17 protein-coding genes are annotated in these 21,200 nt (G+C 56.1%); 5 read left to right on the top strand and 12 right to left on the bottom strand.

Translation table 11 applies throughout. The features are described 5' to 3' along the window. Positions 1-119: 119 nt before the first annotated feature. Complete coding sequence (secA, locus tag DHN10_RS00860; RefSeq protein WP_108813876.1) at positions 120-2,828, bottom strand: preprotein translocase subunit SecA; 2,709 nt, start codon at positions 2,826-2,828, stop codon at positions 120-122. A gap of 208 nt (positions 2,829-3,036) precedes the next feature. Between secA and DHN10_RS00855 the strand changes: the two genes are divergently transcribed. From DHN10_RS00855 to DHN10_RS00840, 4 genes are all read left to right on the top strand, one after another. Next, positions 3,037-3,867: a peptidylprolyl isomerase gene (locus DHN10_RS00855; protein WP_234416939.1), complete on the top strand. Its 831-nt coding sequence runs from the start codon at positions 3,037-3,039 to the stop codon at positions 3,865-3,867. Positions 3,868-3,871: 4 nt separating this feature from the next. Continuing rightward, a complete protein-coding gene (gene argJ / locus DHN10_RS00850; RefSeq protein WP_108813368.1) occupies positions 3,872-5,086 on the top strand; it encodes a bifunctional glutamate N-acetyltransferase/amino-acid acetyltransferase ArgJ in 1,215 nt (404 codons plus the stop codon). Beyond that, the gene (mutT, locus tag DHN10_RS00845) at positions 5,083-5,481 is read left to right on the top strand and encodes an 8-oxo-dGTP diphosphatase MutT (RefSeq protein ID WP_108813367.1); all 399 of its coding nucleotides are present in this window, start codon (positions 5,083-5,085) and stop codon (positions 5,479-5,481) included. The genes argJ and mutT overlap by 4 nt, the downstream gene beginning before the upstream one ends. 235 nt (positions 5,482-5,716) lie before the next feature. Then, complete coding sequence (locus tag DHN10_RS00840; RefSeq protein ID WP_108813366.1) at positions 5,717-6,775, top strand: LysM peptidoglycan-binding domain-containing protein; 1,059 nt, start codon at positions 5,717-5,719, stop codon at positions 6,773-6,775. Between the two features lie 108 nt (positions 6,776-6,883). On the opposite strand, the gene DHN10_RS00835 is transcribed toward DHN10_RS00840, so the two are convergent. The 11 genes from DHN10_RS00835 to pip form a co-directional block, all read right to left on the bottom strand. Next, positions 6,884-7,330 carry a universal stress protein gene (locus DHN10_RS00835; protein ID WP_108813365.1) on the bottom strand — a complete coding sequence of 149 codons (447 nt, stop codon included), beginning with the start codon at positions 7,328-7,330 and terminating at the stop codon, positions 6,884-6,886. 150 nt (positions 7,331-7,480) lie between these two features. Further along, positions 7,481-9,964: a translation initiation factor IF-2 gene (gene infB, locus DHN10_RS00830; protein ID WP_108813364.1), complete on the bottom strand. Its 2,484-nt coding sequence runs from the start codon at positions 9,962-9,964 to the stop codon at positions 7,481-7,483. Beyond that, entirely contained in the window at positions 9,961-10,593 is a 633-nt protein-coding gene (locus tag DHN10_RS00825) for an RNA-binding protein (protein WP_108813363.1), read from the bottom strand. The genes infB and DHN10_RS00825 overlap by 4 nt, the downstream gene beginning before the upstream one ends. Before the next feature lie 23 nt (positions 10,594-10,616). Further along, on the bottom strand, positions 10,617-12,230 hold the full coding sequence (gene nusA, locus DHN10_RS00820) for a transcription termination factor NusA (RefSeq protein ID WP_108813362.1): 1,614 nt from the start codon (positions 12,228-12,230) through the stop codon (positions 10,617-10,619). Beyond that, entirely contained in the window at positions 12,230-12,805 is a 576-nt protein-coding gene (gene rimP, locus DHN10_RS00815; RefSeq protein WP_108813875.1) for a ribosome maturation factor RimP, read from the bottom strand. The genes nusA and rimP overlap by 1 nt, the downstream gene beginning before the upstream one ends. A gap of 175 nt (positions 12,806-12,980) precedes the next feature. Continuing rightward, positions 12,981-13,661: a hypothetical protein gene (locus tag DHN10_RS00810; RefSeq protein ID WP_108813361.1), complete on the bottom strand. Its 681-nt coding sequence runs from the start codon at positions 13,659-13,661 to the stop codon at positions 12,981-12,983. Between the two features lie 191 nt (positions 13,662-13,852). Then, positions 13,853-15,403 (bottom strand): ABC transporter substrate-binding protein, encoded by a 1,551-nt coding sequence (locus DHN10_RS00805; protein WP_108813360.1) that lies wholly within the window; start codon positions 15,401-15,403, stop codon positions 13,853-13,855. 75 nt (positions 15,404-15,478) lie between these two features. Then, on the bottom strand, positions 15,479-17,128 hold the full coding sequence (locus DHN10_RS00800) for an ABC transporter ATP-binding protein (protein ID WP_108813359.1): 1,650 nt from the start codon (positions 17,126-17,128) through the stop codon (positions 15,479-15,481). Next, on the bottom strand, positions 17,125-18,324 hold the full coding sequence (locus DHN10_RS00795) for an ABC transporter permease (RefSeq protein WP_199910615.1): 1,200 nt from the start codon (positions 18,322-18,324) through the stop codon (positions 17,125-17,127). The genes DHN10_RS00800 and DHN10_RS00795 overlap by 4 nt, the downstream gene beginning before the upstream one ends. Beyond that, complete coding sequence (locus DHN10_RS00790; RefSeq protein WP_108813358.1) at positions 18,321-19,313, bottom strand: ABC transporter permease; 993 nt, start codon at positions 19,311-19,313, stop codon at positions 18,321-18,323. Before DHN10_RS00790 ends, DHN10_RS00795 begins: the two co-directional genes overlap by 4 nt. A 59-nt stretch (positions 19,314-19,372) precedes the next feature. After that, positions 19,373-20,368 carry a prolyl aminopeptidase gene (gene pip, locus DHN10_RS00785; protein ID WP_108813357.1) on the bottom strand — a complete coding sequence of 332 codons (996 nt, stop codon included), beginning with the start codon at positions 20,366-20,368 and terminating at the stop codon, positions 19,373-19,375. A gap of 51 nt (positions 20,369-20,419) precedes the next feature. Between pip and ubiG the strand changes: the two genes are divergently transcribed. Beyond that, a complete protein-coding gene (gene ubiG, locus DHN10_RS00780; protein WP_108813356.1) occupies positions 20,420-21,163 on the top strand; it encodes a bifunctional 2-polyprenyl-6-hydroxyphenol methylase/3-demethylubiquinol 3-O-methyltransferase UbiG in 744 nt (247 codons plus the stop codon). Positions 21,164-21,200 lie beyond the last annotated feature (37 nt).

The raw sequence follows: 21,200 nt of genomic DNA, 5'->3' as shown, positions 1-21,200 counted from the left end.
GGAAAAACGAGACATCCCCGTCCCTCATTCTGCGGCAGCAATAGCCCCGTTCATGAGGGTTGAGAGTGACATGAGCGGGACCGGAATGCGGTCTTAAAGTGTCCCGATTATGTCAGAATTTAGGCAAGTCGCCCATGGCAGTGTTTGAATTTCTTGCCGGACCCACAAGGACAGGAATCGTTCCGCCCCGGATTGCCCCAAGTCGCCGGATCATTCTCGTCAAAACCTTCGCGCGCTTCGCCAATCGCCGCCGCAGCGGCGGGGGCAGCAGCCGCTGCTGCAGCTTGCGCTGCTGCCTGCTGTTGTTGCTGGCGGATCTGCGCGATCATTTGCTCTTGCTCTTCCTTCGACATCGGCCGGATCTTTGACAGCTTGTTGGTCACGTCCGTGCGCAACCCGTCCAGCATGCTTTCGAACAACTGGAAACCTTCGGTCTTGTATTCATTCAGCGGGTCACGCTGGGCATAGCTCCGAAAACCAACAACTGACCGCAAGTGCTCCAGCGTCAGCAGATGTTCGCGCCACTTGGCATCAATCGTTTGCAGCAAAAGCTGCTTTTCAACGCTGCGCATCGTATCGTCGCCAAATGCCTCGGCCTTTTCGGCCATATAAGCATCCGCGGCCTCTTCAAGCCGCTCACGGATGTCATCGTCATCGACACCCTCTTCATCTGCCCACGCCATGACAGGTACATCGATGCCGATATTTTCAATGACAGATGCATAAAGCGCTTCCGTATTCCATTGATCTGCATAGGTTTTTGGCGGCATGTAGTCATGCACCAGATCATCAATCACCTGATCGCGCATGTCCTTGGTGACGTCCGACAGGTTCTTGGCTTCCATGATTTCGCGGCGTTGCGAAAAGATGACCTTCCGCTGATCGTTCATCACATCGTCAAACTTCAAAAGCTGTTTGCGGATATCAAAGTTGCGACCCTCAACCTTAGCCTGCGCGCGCTCCAGTGACTTGTTCACCCATGGGTGGACGATCGCTTCGCCCTCTTTCATGCCCAGGCCAGACAGCACTTTGTCCAAACGCTCCGAGCCGAAGATGCGCATCAGGTCGTCTTCGAGTGATAGGAAGAAAGCAGAACGGCCGGGGTCACCCTGACGGCCGGACCGGCCACGCAGCTGGTTATCGATCCGGCGGCTTTCGTGGCGTTCGGTAGCAAGCACAAACAGACCACCCGCAGCTTTCACTTTTTCCTTTTCGTCGGCGACTTCTGCCTCGATCTTTTCGCGGAGTGCTTCGATATCGGCCTCTGGATCATCGGCTACCGCTTGCAGCACGCGCATCTCGACGTTGCCGCCCAACTGAATGTCGGTGCCGCGACCGGCCATATTTGTGGCAATCGTCACCGCGTTCAGCTTACCCGCATCCGCAACAATCTGGGCTTCCTGCTCGTGCTGGCGTGCATTGAGCACGTTAAAGGTGATTCCCTGCGCCTCCAGCAGCCGGGCGAGCTCCTCTGACTTCTCGATCGAAGTGGTGCCAACCAAAATAGGCTGACCGTTGGCGTGCGCTTCTTTGATCTCTTCCACGATGCCGGTGAACTTCTCAGCGGCAGTGCGATAAACTTGGTCGTCTTCATCAGCACGCGCGATGGGACGGTTGGTTGGCACTTCGACAACGCCCAAACCATAGATTTCCTGAAATTCCTCGGCCTCAGTGGCCGCCGTGCCTGTCATCCCGGCCAGCTTGTTATAAAGGCGGAAATAGTTCTGGAAAGTGACAGAGGCCAGCGTGACGTTCTCTGGTTTGATCGAGCATCCTTCCTTGGCCTCAATCGCCTGATGCAGGCCATCGGACAAACGACGCCCGGCCATCATACGGCCAGTAAATTCGTCGATCAGAACAACTTCGTCGTCGCGCACGATATAGTCTTTGTCTTTGGTAAAGAGCTTGTGCGCACGCAGGGCCTGATTGATGTGGTGGACCAGCGTGGCGCTTTCGGGATCATAAAGCGTCTGCCCTTCTGGCAAGAGGCCGGCAGCACTCAACCGTTGTTCCAGAAAATCGTTGCCTTCATCGGTGAACGTCGCCTGGCGGGTCTTTTCGTCCAGCGTAAAGTGATCTTCAGACACTTCCGGCACGATCTTATCGATGGTGGCGTACATCTCGCTACGGTCCTGGGCGGGACCAGAGATAATCAGCGGCGTTCGCGCTTCGTCGATCAGGATACTGTCAACCTCGTCCACAATCGCAAAGTTGTGGTCGCGCTGGAACATCTGGCTCAACTCCGCCTTCATGTTGTCACGCAGATAGTCAAAGCCAAGTTCGTTATTCGTCGCGTAGGTCACGTCACAAGCGTAGGCGGCCTTTTTTTCGTCTTCGGGCTGCTGGGGATAGATCACACCAGTGGTCAGGCCCAATGCGCCATACACCTTGCTCATCCATTCCGAGTCACGGCGGGCCAGATAATCGTTCACGGTGACGATATGCACGCCATTGCCGCTGAGCGCGTTCAGATAGGCGGGGAAGGTCGCCACGAGGGTCTTACCCTCACCGGTTTTCATCTCAGAGATATTGCCCTGATGCAGAAAGATGCCGCCCATCAACTGTGTATCAAACGCCCGCAGGCCCAGCGCACGTTTGGCGGCCTCGCGACAGTTGGCAAACGCTTCGGGCAAAAGCGCATCAATGCTTTCTCCGCCCATCGCGCGTTTGGCAAGTTCTTCGGTCTTTTGCTTGATGCCTTCATCGGTCAGCGCCTCGTATTCCGGCTCGAGGTCGTTGATCTTGGCGACCAGCGGGCGGGTCGCTTTGACTTTGCGGTCGTTTGCGGTGCCAAACACCTTTTTGGCAATCGTTCCGAAACCCAGCATATTCTCTCCGATGGCGCAGTCGCGCCTGTCTGACATCTATTTGAGAGGAGGTCGCTTGTAGGCCCGTCTTAGGCCACTTAGAAGGGGCCAAGGTTACGCAACTTCGGGCCCCCTCTGAGGCTTTCATGGGATGTAAGGGGCCATATGTATAGTGTCAACGTCGCGGGGCTCCGCGGCACATCAAGGGATCGTTTTAATGCTGAAACATATGACATTTTTGGGCGCCGGGCTTGTCTGCGCCACTTTGGCGACGACAGCCACCGCACAGGACGTCACTGCTGATACGGTTGTGGCCAAAGTGGGCGACACCGAAATCACCCTTGGTGAGGTGCTGATCGCCCGCCAAAACCTGCCACAGCAATACGCCCAGTTCCCAAATGAGCTGCTTTTTGACGGTCTTGTTGATCAGCTGATCCAGCAGCAGCTTCTGTCTGACGCGCTTGAGGCCGAGCCGGGCACCATCGCATATATCCTAACCAACGAGCGCCGTTCGCTGCGCGCCGCAGAAGTCATCACCGACATCGGCAATTCCGCCGTGACCGAAGACGACGTGCAGGCGGCCTATGACGAACGCTTTGCCAATGCCGAAGAGATCCCCGAGTTCCGCGCGTCCCATTTGCTGGTTGAATCCGAAGAAGAAGCTGCCGCTGCCAAGACCCGCATCGATGAAGGTGCCGCTTTTGCCGATGTCGCCCGTGATGTCTCGACTGGCCCAACAGGGCCCAATGGTGGTGATCTGGGGTGGTTCGGCGCAGGCGCCATGGTGCCCGAGTTCGAGGATCAGATCACATCGCTTGAAATCGGCGGCGTGAGCGAACCATTTGAGACACAATTTGGCTGGCACGTTGCCACCTTGATCGAAAGACGCGCGCAACCCCAGCCAACGCTTGATCAGGTTGGCCGCGAAATTGCCGCAGAGCTGCAAGAGGCAGCGATCACCGCGCGCCTAGAAGAACTTGCCGAGGCCGAAACCATTGTTGAGCCGGAGGAAGGTCAATTTGACCCCAACCTGCTCGACCAGATCGAGCTGCTGGACTAATCCCTTGCCGGTCTCGCCGCTCGCCCCTGCCCAGTTCCCTGATCTGCCGCAAATCGATGGGGTCACTTTCGCCTCTGCGGCGGCAGGGGTGAAATACGCTGATCGTGACGACGTGATGCTGGCGCTATTGGCATCGGGCACGTCTGTGGCGGGGGTCTTTACCCGCTCCGCCACACGCTCTGCCCCAGTGCTGGACTGTCAGGCCAAGCTGGGCAGCGATCCTGACGGCCCGGCCGCGATCCTTGTTAATTCAGGGAATTCAAACGCCTTTACGGGGGGCGTTGGCGTGGCCTCGGTCACAGCGCTGACCAAGGCGATTTCAGGGGCGACAGGTGTTGCGGCCAACCGGGTGTTTACGGCATCGACCGGCGTCATTGGTGAACCGCTTCCCCATGATCGGATCATCGACAAGGTCGCGGCACTGCACAAGAATCAGACGTCAAAAGGCATCGCCGATGCCGCTTGCGCGATCATGACAACCGATACCTTTCCCAAAGGTGCCGCGGCGACGGTCGATATCAATGGGACACCCGTCAAAATCGCAGGCATCGCCAAAGGGTCCGGCATGATTGCCCCCGATATGGCCACTATGTTGGTCTACATCTTTACGGATGGCCTGATCGCACAGGACGCATTGCAAACATTGGTCGCGCAGCTGAACAGCAAGACGTTCAACTGCATCACCGTCGATAGCGATACATCAACCTCAGACACGCTCATGGTCGGGGCGACAGGCGCGTCAGGCGCCGATGTGACGGACAGCACAGCATTTGCAAATGCGCTGCACGAAGTGATGCAAGATCTCGCACACCAAGTGGTGCGCGATGGCGAAGGGGCGACAAAGTTCGTCACCATCGCGGTGACTGGTGCAACAAACGACCTAGATGCGCATAAAGTCGCGCTTTCTGTCGCCAACTCACCGCTCGTCAAAACGGCCATCGCGGGAGAGGACGCCAATTGGGGCCGCGTCGTCATGGCGGTTGGTAAATCCGGCGCGCAGGCCGACCGGGACCGGTTGAGCATCCGTTTTGGCGATATCACCGTGGCCGAAAACGGATGGCGCGCACCGGATTACTCCGAAGATGCGGCCAGCGCGTATATGAAAAACCAGGAACTAGAGGTCGGCGTTGATCTTGGGGTTGGCACGGGCCAAAGCACTGTGTGGACTTGCGACCTGACGCACGGCTACATCAGCATCAATGCGGATTACCGGTCTTGAAGACGGTTCTGGTCTCTGCCGTCGCATTGATCGATCCCGACGGGCGCGTGCTAATCGCCCAACGCCCCGAGGGCAAATCGATGGCCGGTCTGTGGGAATTTCCCGGCGGCAAAGTCGAACCCGGTGAAACGCCAGAGGCGGCACTGATCCGCGAATTGCAAGAAGAGCTGGGGATCGACACTTGGGCGTCTTGCCTCGCCCCGCTGACATTCGCTAGCCACAGCTACGACGACTTTCACCTGCTCATGCCGCTCTTTGCTTGCCGTAAATGGGATGGAGCACCCCAATCGCGTGAGGGGCAGGCGCTCAAATGGGTGCGGGCGCATGAATTGCGGAACTACCCAATGCCAGCGGCAGATGTTCCGTTGATCCCGATCCTGCGGGATTGGCTCTAGGTTGTGTTGGGCGCGTCACGACTGGCGCGCCCAACACAAGCCCAAATTTTGTAAGATTACCTGACGTTAGCGGCCACACCTGTGCCAAATTTTGACCACGATTGCTTTCTAATTCCGGTAGATCGAGTGGGGTTTCTGTTCATTCAATCCTTGGCGGTCCGGACAAGTTGTCTGGCCATCGGTTGGTACCGGCTGCTCTGCTTTCAGACACTCTAGTGAAAGGACACGAGAAAAAATGACAGCTAAACTGGGCGTCGCAGGCGCGATCATCCTTATGGGCACTTCCATCGCAAGCGCTCAAGAGGCCTGCACAACATACCGGATTCAGGCTGGCGACTCGCTCAGCGCAATTGCAAAAGAGGCCTACGGCAGCATCAACTACCAGCAGGTTTGGGACGCGAACCGCAACCAGATTGGCAGCAACCCCAATTCCATCTCTGTTGGGATGCGTCTGGAGCTGCCTTGCCTGGATGGCACATTGCCGGGCGCAACCGCCGCTGCCGCGCAAAAATCCACCGCAACGCCTGCTGTCACACTTGCATCAGCCGACAAGCTGGACATTCATCTTGTGACAGGAAGCGACTACCAGCCTTTCACCGACGAGAATATGGAAGGCGGCGGGGTCATCACGCAAATTTTGCGCAATGCATTGGCATCCGTCGAGGGTCAAGCCGACACCAAGATCACATTCGTGAATGACTGGGGTTCCCACATGGAAGTGCTGCTGCCATCCGGCGCATTTGACGGCACATTCCCGTGGATTCTTCCTAACTGTGAAGCTGACGCGCTGAGTGACGACATGCAGGCGCGTTGTGACAACTACCGCTTTGCTGACCCAGTCTATGAAATCGTGACCGGCATGATCACCCGCAATGGCGACCCGTTGGCAACGGCTGCGGCCGCGGCTGATTTTACAGGCAAGATTGTTTGCGTGCCCGATGGTTACAGCGCGATTGTTCTGTCTGCTGGTGGTGTTGCCGAAAACGCAGTGACCTACAGCCGTCCGTCCACACCAGAGGAATGCTTTGAGCAATTGGTTGCTGGATCAGTGGACGCAGTCGAGTTGGAGCTAAGCCAAGCTGCCGATGTTGTTGGCCGTCTTGGTGTCGACGAACAGATTGCTGTGAATGACAAGGTGTCATCCGTCAGTGTTCTGACCCTCTATGTACACAAGGACAACCCAGATGGAGACGCCATTCTAGAGGCCGTAAACACCGGTCTGGCGAATATTCGTAACAACGGCGAGTGGTTCCAGACGGTGCAGGCTGGGTTCCGGGCCTACTACAACAAGTAATCAAAAAGCTCTGCGAGGTGGCCTTGTCCGTCGCCGCGCAGGCCGCCTTTCTTTTCTTTGGAATTGATCGCATGTGCCATCAATTCTGCCGCCCGATGGGCGGGTCGGTCAGACCACCGACAGACAGGCACATTTGGCCAAATGGTTGACACGCTGTGACGTGCTTCCTTGCACTAACGCCCCAACGCTGCCCAATCCGCGGCGTCCTGTCACGATCAGGTCCGCGCCGCAGTTCTCGGCACAAGCCACCAACTCATCTGCGGGATCACCCTGTTGGCCATATGTATGCGCAATGGTCTGGCCATTTTTCGCAGCAAGCTCCTGTCCTGCTTTCAAGACTTTCTCGCTTGCTTCCTGAACCTCACTGGCAGACGGCATAGTCGTTACAACGTGATAACTAGCCACTGCGCCCAAGGCAAAAGCAACTGTTTGTGGCTGTGGTGTATGCACAAGGTGAATTTCAGAGTCGTATTTATTCGCTAGATCACAGGCCAATGTGAGCGCATGGTTTGCGTTATCCGACCCATCAATACCGACAACAATCTTCTTAAACATGTCTTATCCTTTCATGTGATTGGATAAGGAAATGATAGCTAATGTGGGAAACATGGGCCTTGATGTGCATCAATCGGCTTAATGTTTCTAAGATCAATCGCAAAAGGGCGGCCCAGTGGGCCGCCCTTTTTCACAATCTGTTCCTGAAACTTACAGGTTCCGTTCAACCTCTTCGCGCTCGAAAATCTCGATCACGTCATTAGGGCGGATGTCTTCGTAGTTCTCAAACGCCATGCCGCATTCTTGACCGGACTGCACCTCTGGCACCTCGTCCTTGAAGCGCTTCAACGTCTTCAGTGTGCCTTCGTGGATCACCACGTTGTCGCGCAGCAAACGCACGCCAGCGGAACGACGCGCCACACCTTCGGTCACCAAACAGCCAGCGACCTTACCCACGTTAGAGACCTTAAAGACCTCCTGGATTTTGGCGTAGCCGATGAATTTCTCGCGAATTTCAGCAGAAAGCAGACCAGAAGCCGCTGCTTTCACATCATCCACAAGATCATAGATGACAGAGTAATAGCGAATCTCGACACCCTTTTGGTTGGCTGTGTTCCGGGCGGATGCATTCGCACGCACGTTAAAACCAAACACTGGGGCGCCGGACGCTTCGGCCAAACCGATATCGGTTTCGGTGATCGCACCGACACCAGAGTGTAGGACGCGCACGCGGACCTCATCGTTGCCGATTTTCTCCATCGCTTGCACGATCGCTTCGGCGGAACCCTGCACGTCCGCTTTCACCAGAATTGGCAATTCGCTGACGTTTTCGTCCGCCTTGGCATTCGCCATCAACTGTTCAAGCGTTGTCGCAGCGCCAGCTGCTGCGCGTTTCTCTTTCGCAGCTTTCTCGCGGTATTCCGCGATTTCACGGGCCTGCGCATCTGTATCAACAACGTTCAACACGTCGCCTGCTTCGGGTGTGCCGTTCAGGCCAAGCACCTCAACAGGTACCGCTGGACCAGCTTCTTTAACGCGCTCACCCTTGTCGTTGATCAGCGCACGAACTTTACCGTACTGCTCGCCCACAACAAAGATATCGCCTTGGCGCAACGTACCGTTCTGAACCAGAACGGTGGCCACTGGGCCGCGACCCACGTCCAATTGTGCCTCGATCACGGCACCTTCGGCGGCACGATCCGGGTTGGCTTTGAGTTCGAGAATTTCTGCCTGCAGCGCAATCGCCTCAAGCAGTTCATCCAGACCCTGACCAGAGATGGCAGAAACCTCAACGTCCTGCACATCACCGGACATCTTTTCAACGATGACCTCGTGCTGGAGCAGGTCCGTACGGACTTTGTCGGGGTTTGCTTCGGGTTTGTCGATCTTGTTGATCGCCACGATCATTGGCACTTGAGCGGCCTTGGCGTGATTAATCGCCTCAATCGTCTGCGGCATAACCGCATCGTCAGCAGCCACAACAAGTACCACGATATCAGTCACTTGCGCACCACGTGAGCGCATCGACGTAAACGCCGCGTGGCCCGGTGTATCAAGGAAGGACAGCACAGCGCCGCTTTCGGTTGTCACCTGATAGGCACCGATGTGCTGGGTAATGCCACCAGCCTCGCCAGCCACAACTTTCGCGTTACGGATCGCGTCAAGCAACGATGTTTTACCATGGTCAACGTGGCCCATGATTGTGATGATCGGTGGGCGACCTTGCAGGTCTGTTGGCTTGTCTTCCACAGCCTGGATGACGTCCTCGACATCAGCGTCAGACACGCGGACAACCTTGTGGCCGAATTCTTCGATGATCAGTTCTGCGGTATCCGCGTCAATTGTCTGGTTCTGTGTCGCCATGATGCCGTTTGTCATCAACGCCTTCACAACGTCAGCCACACGCTCGGTCATGCGGTTGGCCAATTCAGAAACAGTAATCGCCTCTGGCAGTGCCACTTCGCGGAAAACCTTTTCACGCTCAGCAGATACACCCATCGCTTTCGCGCGGGCGCGGTCCTGTTTGCGCTTCATTGCAGCCATCGAACGCTGACGGCCACCATCGCGGCCGGCCATCGCATCGCTCACGGTCAGTTTGCCAGAGCGGCGCCCGTCGTTGCCACGTCCAGGCTTTGCCTTGGATTTGTTATCGCGGTTTTCCTGCGGGCGGTCCGTCTTGCGCGGTGCAGCAGTTGGGCGCGAAATCTCGGTCTCGCCGGGCACTGCGGCAGCGGCAGGCGGTGCAGCGGCAGCAGCCTTTGCGCTGGCTTCTGCGGCTTTCTTGCGCTCTTCTTCTGCGGCCTTGGCTTTGGCACGTTCCTCGCGTTCGCGATCTTCGGCCTCTTTGGCTTCGATCTGGGCGCGGCGCGCCTCGCGTTCAGCGGCACGTTCTTTTTCTTCAGCTTCGCGTTTTGCAGTTTCTTCGGCTTCACGGGCTTTCGCCAGCTTCAGCGCCTTCATCCGGCGCTCAAGTTCCACATCGGAAATACCGGCAGGACGCTTGGAAGGGTCACCACCGTAGGAACCGCCGCCAGAGACCGCAGGCTTGGCCGCACCGGGCTTGGGGACCACAACGCGTTTGCGTTTGGTTTCCACCACGACGTTCTTGGTCCGCCCGTGGCTAAAGCTCTGCTTTACGTTTGAAGGACGTGAACCACCAAGGCCGAGTGTCTTTTTACCGTCGTTATCGCTCATTTAGCTTCTTTATCCTTCCCGGAGGCCGCATCGCCCCCGTTCGTTTCGCGCAAACCGCGTAGCTTTGTGGCTTCGTCTACAACACGATTGCTGAGTCCACCAGTCGCAAGCGCGCCATGTATCACACTTTGCCGCCCAAATGCCAAACCCAATTCCTGCGCCGTCAAACAGCCGAAATATCGGGCCCCTTCGGGGGTCCATAGTTTTGTTTTGCCCCGCTCGGACCCGTCAGAGGCCTGAACCAGAACACGGACCCGCTCACCACCGGCAAGCCAGCCCTTTACCTTCTCAAATCCGCAAACCGCACGCCCCGATTTCCGGGTCAACGCGATCAGATCGACGGTGCGGCGGGCCAGTTGGCGTTCAACTTCGTCCGCCAGACCATCAGGTACAGTCACTGCCTGCTTGGCCGACCGTGAGAACTGACCCTTCTTCGCTTCTTCAAGCGCCTTGCGGTCAGCGGTCACATACATGCCCCGGCCCGGCAGCTTGCCCAAGATATCAGGCACAACCTGATTATCCGGCCCCACAATAAAGCGGATCAGCCCAGCCTTTGGCTGTACCCCACCGGTGACGATGCATTTACGTTCCGCATCGCCCCGGTCTTTGTTATGGCCACCACGCGCCATCTGCGAACCTCAGAGGCCTGAAATCAGGCCTCAGCCTCCTCGGTCAGCTCTTCGTCTTCCTCGACGTCGGGCTCAAGATCGGCGGGATCAACCCAGCCCAGCATAACGCGGGCGGTCATGACCATATTTTGTGCCTCTTCCAAAGAGACATCAAACGGCTCAAGCACACCGTCGTCCTTGGTGCGCTCGCCATCAACCGTGGTCCACCCACCGGCCAGCTCCCAGTCAGCACAGGTTGCAAAGTCTTCCAGCGTTTTCACGCCATCTTTACCCAGCGCCTCAAGCATCGCAGGTGTCAGACCTTCGAAATTCGCAAGGCTGTCTTCGACACCCAATGCGCGGGCCGCTTCCATGGCTTTCTTGGCTTCGGCTTCCAGATAGTCACGCGCACGGGCCTGCAATTCGCCAGCCGTACCTTCGTCTACGCCTTCGATGACCAAAAGTTCGTCAAGTTCGACGTAGGCGACTTCTTCCAGGTTCGTGAACCCTTCTGAAACTAGAAGTTGGGCAAAGAATTCGTCCAGATCAAGGGTATCCATGAACAATTTCGTGCGCAGTTCGAACTCGGCCTGACGACGCTTGCTCTCTTCTTCCTCGGTCATGATGTCGATGTCGAGGCCGGTCAGCTGTGACGCAAGACGCACGTTCTGGCCGCGGCGGCCAATGGCCAGCGACAGTTGCTCTTCTGGAACAACGACTTCGATCTTACCAGCTTCTTCGTCCAGAACGACCTTGGACACCTCAGCAGGCTGCAACGCGTTCACAAGGAACGTCGGCATATCTTCATTCCACGGAATGATATCAATCTTCTCGCCTTGCAATTCATTCACAACGGCCTGAACGCGCGAACCACGCATACCGACACAGGCACCGACCGGGTCGATGGAACCGTCATAGGAAATCACAGCAATCTTCGCACGCGAACCGGGATCACGGGCGACGGCCTTGATTTCGATGATACCTTCGTAAATCTCGGGCACTTCCATTTTGAACAGTTCGGCCATGAACTCAGGCGCTGTGCGGCTCAGGAAAATCTGCGGGCCACGCTGTTCGCGGCGCACTTCCTTGATGAAACAACGGATGCGGTCATTCGGGCGATAAGCCTCGCGACCGATCTTTTCGTTGCGACGCAGAACGGCCTCACCAGCGCCGACGTCAACAATGACATTGCCGTATTCTTCACGCTTGACCAGCGCGTTGATGATCGTGCCAGCGCGATCCTTGAATTCTTCGTACTGCTTGTCACGTTCGGCTTCGCGGACCTTTTGCAGGATGACCTGCTTGGCGGACTGTGCGGCAATCCGGCCCAGCTCAACCGGGGGCACTTCTTCGATGAATTGCTGGCCGACCTCTGGGTCTTCCATGTACTCTTTGGCCTGCGCGACGGTAAACTCCGCCTGATAGTTCTCAAGCTCTTCTTCCTCGACGACAGTCCGCACACGCGTAAACGTCGCCTTACCGGTCTTGCGGTCGATGGCGACACGAATGTCCATCTCGGCCCCATAGCGAGACTTCGCCGCACGGGCGAGCGATTCTTCCATCGCTTCCACAACAAGCCCGGGCTCGATGTTCTTTTCGCGGGCCACGGCCTCTGCTGTTTGCAAAAGCTCCAACTGGTTGGCGGATGTGTATGCCATTAAGTGTTCTCCTCGCCATCAATGATGGTTTCGATTTCATCAAACTGGGTCTCGTCAATCTGACCCGCATCTTTGCGTCCGCGCAATACGTCGCGGATCAACTCATCTGTCAGGACCAATTTGGCGTCTGACAGCCATTCAAATTTGAGGCCAATCGTGCCTTCAGCGATTTCGATCAAAACCTCATCGCCTTCGGTGCCAGCCAACTGGCCCTTAAAGCGGCGGCGGCCATCAATCAGCTCATCAGTTTCGATCTTGGCTTCAAAGCCTTCCCACTGATCGAAATCTTTCATCCGTGTGAGCGGGCGGTCGATACCGGGGCTGGACACTTCGAGGTTATAGACATCCAGAATAGGGTCTTCGACATCCAGCACGGCGCTGAGTGCGGTCGAAACCTGACCACATTCATCAACCTCAATCTGGCCATCTGGGCGCTGCACCATGATCTGCAAGATGCTTTCCTTGCCCGACATCAGTCGGACGCGCACAACTTCGAACCCCATGTCCTCGACAACTGGGGTAATAATTTCAGCGATGCGGCGGTCAATGGCCGCTTTGGCGATCAGGTCGTTCATCATACTTTCCGACTTATCATTCGGACACAAAAAAACGGGCGCGCGGCCCGTTGTGAATTTCGGTGGTGTCTGGGGGTGGAAGCCAGATGCCGCTGTTGTCGATGATATAGTAGAAGGTGGGGGAAGGTGCAAGGGGCAAGCCACCATTGGCAGCTTGCTCCAAAGAACGTGAGTGTCAGAGGCCTAACAAGCGATTGAGCTCTGCAAGAGCATCCTCACTTAGGGTACGCCCACCAGTTAGCACCATCAGGCTCTCATTCTCGCGTTCCTGCGCCGCATCAGTATTTCCTTGCGCAGTCAACAAGTCGTTGGCTGCAACAGTGAGGGCGTCTTCGTAGCCCCCATCAGGGAACTCTGCGGCAATCTCATCTTCGGACAGGCCAATAAGACGGTCATATTCCGCCTGCGCTATGCGCTCATCAGCTTCGGCACCTTCAATCCCCGCTTCGATGTCCTGCTGTTCAACTTGATACGCGTAAAGCCTGCCGGGCATGCTGTTGGGTGATGCATTCTCCATGGCGCGCTGGTTGGCATGGGCCGCGTTCAATCCCCTAAGTTCGCTTGCTATCGCGCCGCGACCGTTGCCATTTCCGTTGTTTCTGTTGCGATTTGCATTGCCAGCATTGTCGCGACCATTGCCATTGCTGCTGCCCGCACTATCGCGATCGTTGTTGCGACCGTTGCCATTGCCACCACCATTGCCACCACCATTGCCATTTCCGTTGCCATTTCCGTTGCCGCCGCGCTCGGCATAGGCGGCATCGGCTGTGAGCATGACACCCGCGCCACCAGCAGTTGTGACGATCAGCGCGATTGCGCTGACATGCATGATTTTGCGCAAGACAGTGTAAGACATAAGTGCTTCCTATTCGTTCAATGCAATCCCCAAGATGAAGGATCGCCATGTCGAAATCTTATGTCTGTGAGCCAGTGAACCAGGTTGAAACAACCCGTTCACAACTTGTTCAATAGGCGGATTGCCACCTCTTCAAAATGCAGACGCCCCACCGGAGACCGGCGGGGCGTCGTCGTCTTATGTGATCAATCTTACGCTACAGACCAACGCTCGGCCATGCGGGCGTTGTCCATCTGCCAGAGGTTACCCACGGTATCAGGTGACGAGATCCGGTTGTTCACGGCCTGCACGTAGTTGGCAAACATCGGCACCAGAACGCCGCCATCGTCACGCAGGATCTGCTGCATTTCGGTGTATTGATCGCGACGCTTATCACTGTCGAGTTCCGCACGCGCGGTCAGCAGCAGTTCTTGGAAGCGGGCGCTGTCGGTCTCGTCCCACTGGCTGTCGTTCCAAGGAACACCAGCCTCATAGGCTGTTGAGAACATCCAGTCTTCGGTTGCACGACCAGACCAATAACACGCACAGAATGGCTTTTTCAGCCAGACGTTGGACCAGTAACCATCAGATGGTTCTTGTACCACGTTGATATTGATACCACCCGCAGACGCAGAGGCTTGGAACAGTTGCGCCGCATCAACCGCACCTTCGAACGCTGCGTTGGATGCGGACAGGTCGATGTCGAGACTGTCGAGACCCGCCTGCTGCAGGTAGAACTTGGCCTGATCCGGGTCATACTCCAGCTGCTCCATGTCAGCGGCGTAGTACTGGTTTGCTGGGCCAATTGGCGTGTCGTTGCCAACAGCACCGTGACCAAGCAGGATTTTGTCGACCATTTCCTGACGATTGATGCCGTACTTCAGCGCACGACGGACATTCACATCGTTGAACGGCGCGGTGTCTGTCAGCATCGGGAATGTGTACTGCTGGTTCCCGGTTACTTCCTGAATACGCAATGCAGGGTTCGCCCGCAGCAGCGCTTCGGTTTTAAAGTCGATCCGGTTAACCGCATCAACCTGACCGGTCATCAGCGCATTCATACGCGCGGTGTTGTCGTTGATGGCGATGTATTCGATCTCGTCAAAGAAACCGGCGCTGTCGCCCTTATAGTGGTCTGGATACCGTGTAGCGACCATGCGCACACCGGGATCGAATGACTGGACCTGATAAAGGCCTGTGCCGATGCCTTGGGCAATCGCCTCTTCTGTTTGACCAGCTGGATACATCAGAAGGTGATAGTCAGACATCAGATACGGGAAGTCGGCGTTGCCCGATGCCAGCGTGAACTGCACCTGACTGTCCGTAATCTTTGTCATCTCTGTGATCGCGGCAACGATCGGCTGTGCGGCAGATTTCGCGCCCTCGGCCACGTGCAGTTGCAACGATTCAATCACATCATCCGCACCAAAGGACTTGCCGTTGTGGAACGTCACGCCCTGGCGCAGGTTGAATGTCCATGTCTTGGCATCGGCTGAGGCTTCCCAGCTTTCGGCCAATTCACCCTTGAGCGATCCATCAGCGGCAATTTCCGTCAGGCCGTCAAAAACAGCACCTTGCGCCGATGCAATCATGAAAAGGTCAGAGTGTGTCCGGCCATCCCAGCTATCGGATGTGTTGGCGCCGGACAGACCCGCTGTCAGCTTGCCACCACGTGTTTGGGCGCGCAGGGGCATACCCGTCAGGCCAAGCACACCAGCCGCCGCACCTGTTTTCAATAAACCGCGTCTACTAATTCCATGCATATTTTCGTTCTCCCTAGTTTTTTGGAACAGGCGTTCTTCGCCCGGTTATCTGGATCACCAATCAGGCGATTCGTTTTACATCTTATCAACTGCCGCGTCGCCGATGTTATCAACTCCACGTTCATTGAGCAGATTAGTCAGCCAATCAGGGTCCATTTCGGGGACCGATGATAGCAACAGATCGGTGTAGGCGTGGTGCGGTGGCTTGAACATGTCTTTCTTTGGTCCTTGCTCGACCACACGGCCATCCTTCATCACCACAACCTCGTCTGCGATTGCCCGAACGGTCGCAAGATCATGTGTGATGAACATATATGAAAGCGACAGTTCGTCCTGCAATCGCGCCAATAGTCGCAGAATGCCTTCAGCGACAAGTTGATCCAGCGCGGATGTCACCTCGTCACAGATGATGAACTTGGGCTCTGCCGCCAATGCGCGGGCGATCCCGATGCGCTGTTTCTGGCCGCCCGACAGCTCGGATGGCAGACGGTGATAATACTGCGACGGCTCAAGCTCGATCTGTTCAAGCAGGCTGTCCACGCGCTTGCGCCGTTCGCGGCCTTTCAGTCCAAGATAGAATTCAACCGGACGCGCAATGATCTGACCAATGGACATGCGCGGGTTCAGCGCGGTGTCAGCCATCTGATAGATCATCTGAACCTGGCGCAGTTGATCCTTGTTCCGTTTGCGATAATCCGGCGGCATTACTTCGCCATTCACCAGAATTTGCCCCGCCTTGGGCGGCAAAAGCCCGGTGATGCAACGCGCAGTCGTCGATTTACCCGATCCACTTTCACCCACAACGGCCACAGTGCGGCCTTCATGCATATCAAAACTGACATCGTGCAAAACAGGCACTGTACCGTAAGAGGCATCGACGTTCTGCACACTCACAACAGGAACCGCACCGGTCTGGACGGCTGGTTTCAATGGCCGTTCAAAGCTGCGCACGGCCCAGAGTGATTTGGTGTATTCCTGCGTCGGAGCGGAAAGCATTGTGCGGGTATCGGCGGTTTCAACCTCATCACCCTTCAGCAGTACCTTAATGGTGTCCGCCATCTGCGCCACAACAGCCAGATCGTGGGTGATATAGATCGCAGCCGTGTCAAACTGTTCAACAATGTCGCGGATCGAGGCGAGCACTTCGATCTGGGTTGTCACATCCAGCGCCGTTGTCGGCTCATCAAAGATGATCAGATCTGGGCGGCAAGACATGGCCATCGCCGTCATGCAGCGTTGCAACTGGCCACCTGACACCTGATGCGGATAGCGGAAACCAATCTCATCAGGGTTTGGCAGACGCAGCTTGCGGTAAAGCTCGATCCCGTCAGCCTCGCTGTCGCCACGGCCCATGACACCGTGCTGCACCGGGCCTTCCACATGCTGATCCATCAGCTTGTGTGCAGGGTTGAAGCTCGCCGCGGCAGATTGGGCGACATAGGCAATGCGCTTGCCCAGCAATTCACGTTTGACCGCAGCAGATGCCGTCAGCAGATCAATTCCGTCGAATTCAACCGAGCCCTTGCTGATACGCACACCATCACGAGTATACCCCATCGCGGCCAGACCAAGCGTGGATTTGCCCGCACCGGATTCACCGATTAAGCCGAGCACTTCACCCTTTTGCAGGGTCAGATCGACGCCATTGATAATCGGGTTCCACAATTCATCACTGCGGCCCTCAAGCCAGACATCGCGCATTTTGACGAGCGGTTGATCGGTCATTCTTTCAGCCCCGAGGATTTATGCAGCATCCAGTCGACCACAAAGTTCACGGCAACCGTGAGCAATGCAATGGCACCCGCCGCCAACAGCGGTGCAGTTGCAGCCAAGGGTGCAAATTGCGCGTAGTTCACAAAACCACCTAGATCACGCACCATCGTACCCCAGTCAGCCAGCGGTGGCTGGATACCCACGCCAAGGAATGACAGGGCAGCAATGGTCAGGAAAACAAAGCAGAAGCGCAAACCAAACTCGGCCAGCAATGGTGCCGTCGCATTGGGCAGGATTTCCTTGAACACCAGATAGCCAAGCCCTTCACCACGCAGTTTCGCTGCTTCGATGTAGTCCATGACCACGATGTTCTGACCCACAGCACGGGCCAAACGATAGACGCGTGTGCTGTCGATAACGGCAATAATGATCACCATGAAGACGGTCAGCGGAATGCCCAGTTGCGGAGCCCAGACGCTGGCAATGGTCATCAACAGCAGCGCAAAGATCAGCGATGGGATCGCCATCAAGACATCAACCAAGCGCGACAATATCTGATCAAGCCAACCCCCCAATGTCGCCGCAAGGAAACCTAGGGTGCCGCCGATAAAGAACGCCAGCAGCGTCGTCGCAAAGGCGATGCCCACGGTGTTCTGCGCCCCATAGATCAGGCGGCTTAGAATATCGCGGCCAATTTGGTCTGTACCAAAGTAGAATTCGGGGTTCCCGCCCAGCGCTGGATCACCGCCCGGCACGATATTTGCCGCAACACCGGGGATGATCTGTTCTTGCCCATAAGGCGCGATAGCCCCGGCAAAGATCGCGAAGATGGCATAAATGATGATGGTCAGAATACCGAAAGATGCAGTCAGCGGCATCGAGCGGAACATCTTCTTGCTCCACGCAGTGCCAAGGCTTCGGCCAAGGATACGGAACAGCCAAGCGGCAACCGCAAAGATGATGAACCCTTCAATGGCGATACGCAGGAAGAAGAATTTGTTGGCAATCGCCTGATCAGAACTACGGCCTTGCGTATAGGCCCAGACCAACCACAGCAAAACAGCAGCGCCCAAGACATATCCGAAAGCAACCCCATAGGGCATGTCGCGGAACTTGGGCGCATTGCCCGTGACAGATTGCCCCGCGAACCGGAACACCCAAGCGAGTGCGCCCATACCGACAAGTGCTATGACAGCCCATAAGATCATTTTGGATGCCTCAGCCGTGGGTTGGACAGGATCGACATGATGTCAGCCGTCAGGTTGAGAAGGATAAACGCAGTTGCAAAGATCAGGCAGCAGGCCTGCACAACCGGGATATCGCGGATTTTCACACTATCAACGAACAACTGACCGATGCCGGGATAGACAAACACCACTTCGACCACGACCACACCGGTGATCAGGTAGGCAAGGTTCAATGCGATGACGTTGATGATAGGAGCCAGCGCGTTTGGCAGAGCATGTTTCACAATCACGCGCATGGGCGACAGACCTTTGAGGCGCGCCATCTCGATATAGGGCGAAGCAAGCAGGTTGATAATCGCCGCACGGGTCATGCGCATCATATGCGCTGTTACTACCAGTGTGAGCGTCAGCGCAGGCAACATGGATTTCTCCAAACGCTCGCTGAACGCCATGCCTTCATAGATGTTCGACAGGGACGGGAAGATAGGGGTCAGCACCGCCAAAAACAGGATCAGGATATAAGCGAGAAAGAATTCCGGGCTCGAGATCGACGACAGCGTGAAAATATTGGTGGCACGGTCAAACACTGTGTTCCGGTAAAGTGCCGCCAGAATACCAAGGATGATCGAAAACGGGACGGCAATCGCCGCAGTTACCATCGCAAGAAACATGGTGTTGGCAAAACGCGGTGCGATTTGTTGGGCCACAGTGGTGGCACCCGAATCTGTACCGGTAAAGCTGGCAAAGTTGGCCTGTGCAAAGCTGGTACCAAGATCGCCCTGCAACACACCACCCAGCCATTGGAAATAGCGGGTGACGGGCGGCCGATCGAGGCCAAGGTCGGTACGAATCGAGGCAACAGCCTCTGGCGTTGCGCCCTGTCCAAGGATGGATTGCGCAAAGTCACCTGGCAGCAGATTAACCGCCACAAAGATCACCATCGACACGATCAAGAGAGTGAGAAGACCCAGCGCTAGGCGCTGTAAGATAATCTTTAGGACGTTGCCCAAACTATGAAGTCTCCGTTTGCCTGCGTGAATAGTAGGGGCATTTTTTCATCTGTCAAAGGCTAAAGCCCCAACGAATGCCGCTGCGCGCCCAGCATGTCCATCGTGCGAACCAATTCAACACTTATTCCCGGCTCTGACAAGGCGTGTCCGGCCCGTCCAATGAAAGTAAGTCGCGATTTCGGCCAAAGCTGCGAGAGATTATGTGCAGAAACAGGTGGGCAAATCATGTCATAGCGGCCCTGCACAATGACGCCGGGAATATCGGCAATCTTGGCAATCTGATCAGGATGCAGGATTTGCTGTTGCTCTGACAGAAAGCCCGCGTTGTGGAAGTAATGGTTTTCCAATCGGGCAAAAGCACGGGCATAATCAGCGGGGCTTTCGCCGGTGATTCCATCACTGTCGATTGAGGCCAGGGCGTTCTCCCAAGATGCCCAAGCGCGGGCAAAGCGGGTTTCTTGCGGGATATCGCCAGAAAACAGACGGCGGTGATATGCCCCGATCAGATCATCATGCTCATCTTCTGGAATGATACTGGTAAATCGTTCCCAAAGATCAGGCCAGAATTTCCCGGCACCACCACCATAGAACCAATCAAGCTCTGGCTGGGTCATCAGGAACACACCGCGCAAGGTCAGTGCTGCAACGCGATCAGGATGGGCCTGCGCATAAATGAGCGCCAGCGTCGCACCCCAAGATCCGCCAAAAACAATCCAGCGATCAATGTCGAGTGTCTGACGGATCTGTTCAATATCATCGACCAGATGCCACGTGGTGTTTGATTCTACACATGCATGAGGCCGCGACCGTCCGCAGCCGCGCTGATCAAACAGAATCACACGAAAGGTATTAGGATCAAAGTAGCGGCGCATCGCCGGACTACAGCCGCCGCCGGGCCCGCCATGCAGGACAACAACGGGAATACCGTCAGGATTACCGCATTGCTCTACATAGATGCGATGGCCGTCGCCAACCTTCAGCATCCGCTGATCAAAGGGATCAATCGGTTGATAAAGATGCGCACCTGGGCGCTTTTGTCCTACGACTTTGTCCATATGCATCCTATATCGCGTATCAGACCTACTGACCATCACACGAGGCGCAAAATGTCGGCCACAAATACCGTAGACCCCGAAGAAATTGCCAAGTTCGAGGCGATGGCCGCCGAGTGGTGGGATTTGAACGGAAAATTCAAACCGCTACACATGATGAATCCCGTGCGGTTGGACTATATCACCAGCCAAATCGCTGCCGAGTTCGGACGCGACCTGGCCAAACCCAAACCATTTACGGATATTCGCATTCTGGACATTGGCTGTGGCGGCGGATTGCTTTGCGAACCCATGGCGCGGTTGGGCGCTACAGTTGTTGGTGCCGACGCGGCTGAGCGGAACATTCCAGTGGCGAAGGTCCACGCCGCCCAATCCGGGCTGGATATCGATTACCGCCATACAACCGCCGAGGCCCTTGCCGAGGCGGGCGAGCAGTTCGACGTCGTGCTGAATATGGAAGTGGTTGAACACGTGGCCGATCCACAGGGCTATCTGAATGCCTGCCAACAACTGATGAAGCCCGGTGGATTACATCTTTGCTCTACCATCAACCGCAACCCCAAGAGCTTTGCCATGGCGATTGTAGGTGCGGAATATGTCATGCGCTGGCTGCCCAAGGGCACACATGAGTGGAAAAAATTCATCACACCTGACGAGCTTTTTTCGCTGATGGAAAAGGCGGGCATGACGCCGGTAGATCGCAAAGGCTATGTGTTCAATTTTGCGCAGTTCACGTGGTCGATCTCGGATCGGGATTTATCGGTGAACTATGTCACGGCAGCGACTAAACCGGCATAGTCCAAACTTTCGTAGAAAGTTTGCGGCCAAATCCTCA

The sequence above is a fragment of the Loktanella sp. Alg231-35 genome (assembly GCF_900143545.1).
Lineage (GTDB): Bacteria > Pseudomonadota > Alphaproteobacteria > Rhodobacterales > Rhodobacteraceae > Yoonia.
The sequence above is the reverse complement of the archived record's forward strand: the minus strand, read 5'-3'. Positions and strand labels throughout refer to the sequence as shown.

Excerpts from the sequence above, each read along its gene's own strand:
- secA (WP_108813876.1), bottom strand. The coding sequence starts at position 2,828 with ATGCTGGGTTTCGGAACGATTGCCAAAAAGGTGTTTGGCACCGCAAAC.
- DHN10_RS00855 (WP_234416939.1), top strand. The coding sequence starts at position 3,037 with ATGACATTTTTGGGCGCCGGGCTTGTCTGCGCCACTTTGGCGACGACA.
- DHN10_RS00840 (WP_108813366.1), top strand. The coding sequence starts at position 5,717 with ATGACAGCTAAACTGGGCGTCGCAGGCGCGATCATCCTTATGGGCACT.
- DHN10_RS00835 (WP_108813365.1), bottom strand. The coding sequence starts at position 7,330 with ATGTTTAAGAAGATTGTTGTCGGTATTGATGGGTCGGATAACGCAAAC.
- infB (WP_108813364.1), bottom strand. The coding sequence starts at position 9,964 with ATGAGCGATAACGACGGTAAAAAGACACTCGGCCTTGGTGGTTCACGT.
- DHN10_RS00825 (WP_108813363.1), bottom strand. The coding sequence starts at position 10,593 with ATGGCGCGTGGTGGCCATAACAAAGACCGGGGCGATGCGGAACGTAAA.
- nusA (WP_108813362.1), bottom strand. The coding sequence starts at position 12,230 with ATGGCATACACATCCGCCAACCAGTTGGAGCTTTTGCAAACAGCAGAG.
- rimP (WP_108813875.1), bottom strand. The coding sequence starts at position 12,805 with ATGAACGACCTGATCGCCAAAGCGGCCATTGACCGCCGCATCGCTGAA.
- DHN10_RS00810 (WP_108813361.1), bottom strand. The coding sequence starts at position 13,661 with ATGTCTTACACTGTCTTGCGCAAAATCATGCATGTCAGCGCAATCGCG.
- DHN10_RS00805 (WP_108813360.1), bottom strand. The coding sequence starts at position 15,403 with ATGCATGGAATTAGTAGACGCGGTTTATTGAAAACAGGTGCGGCGGCT.
- DHN10_RS00800 (WP_108813359.1), bottom strand. The coding sequence starts at position 17,128 with ATGACCGATCAACCGCTCGTCAAAATGCGCGATGTCTGGCTTGAGGGC.
- DHN10_RS00795 (WP_199910615.1), bottom strand. The coding sequence starts at position 18,324 with ATGATCTTATGGGCTGTCATAGCACTTGTCGGTATGGGCGCACTCGCT.
- pip (WP_108813357.1), bottom strand. The coding sequence starts at position 20,368 with ATGGACAAAGTCGTAGGACAAAAGCGCCCAGGTGCGCATCTTTATCAA.
- ubiG (WP_108813356.1), top strand. The coding sequence starts at position 20,420 with ATGTCGGCCACAAATACCGTAGACCCCGAAGAAATTGCCAAGTTCGAG.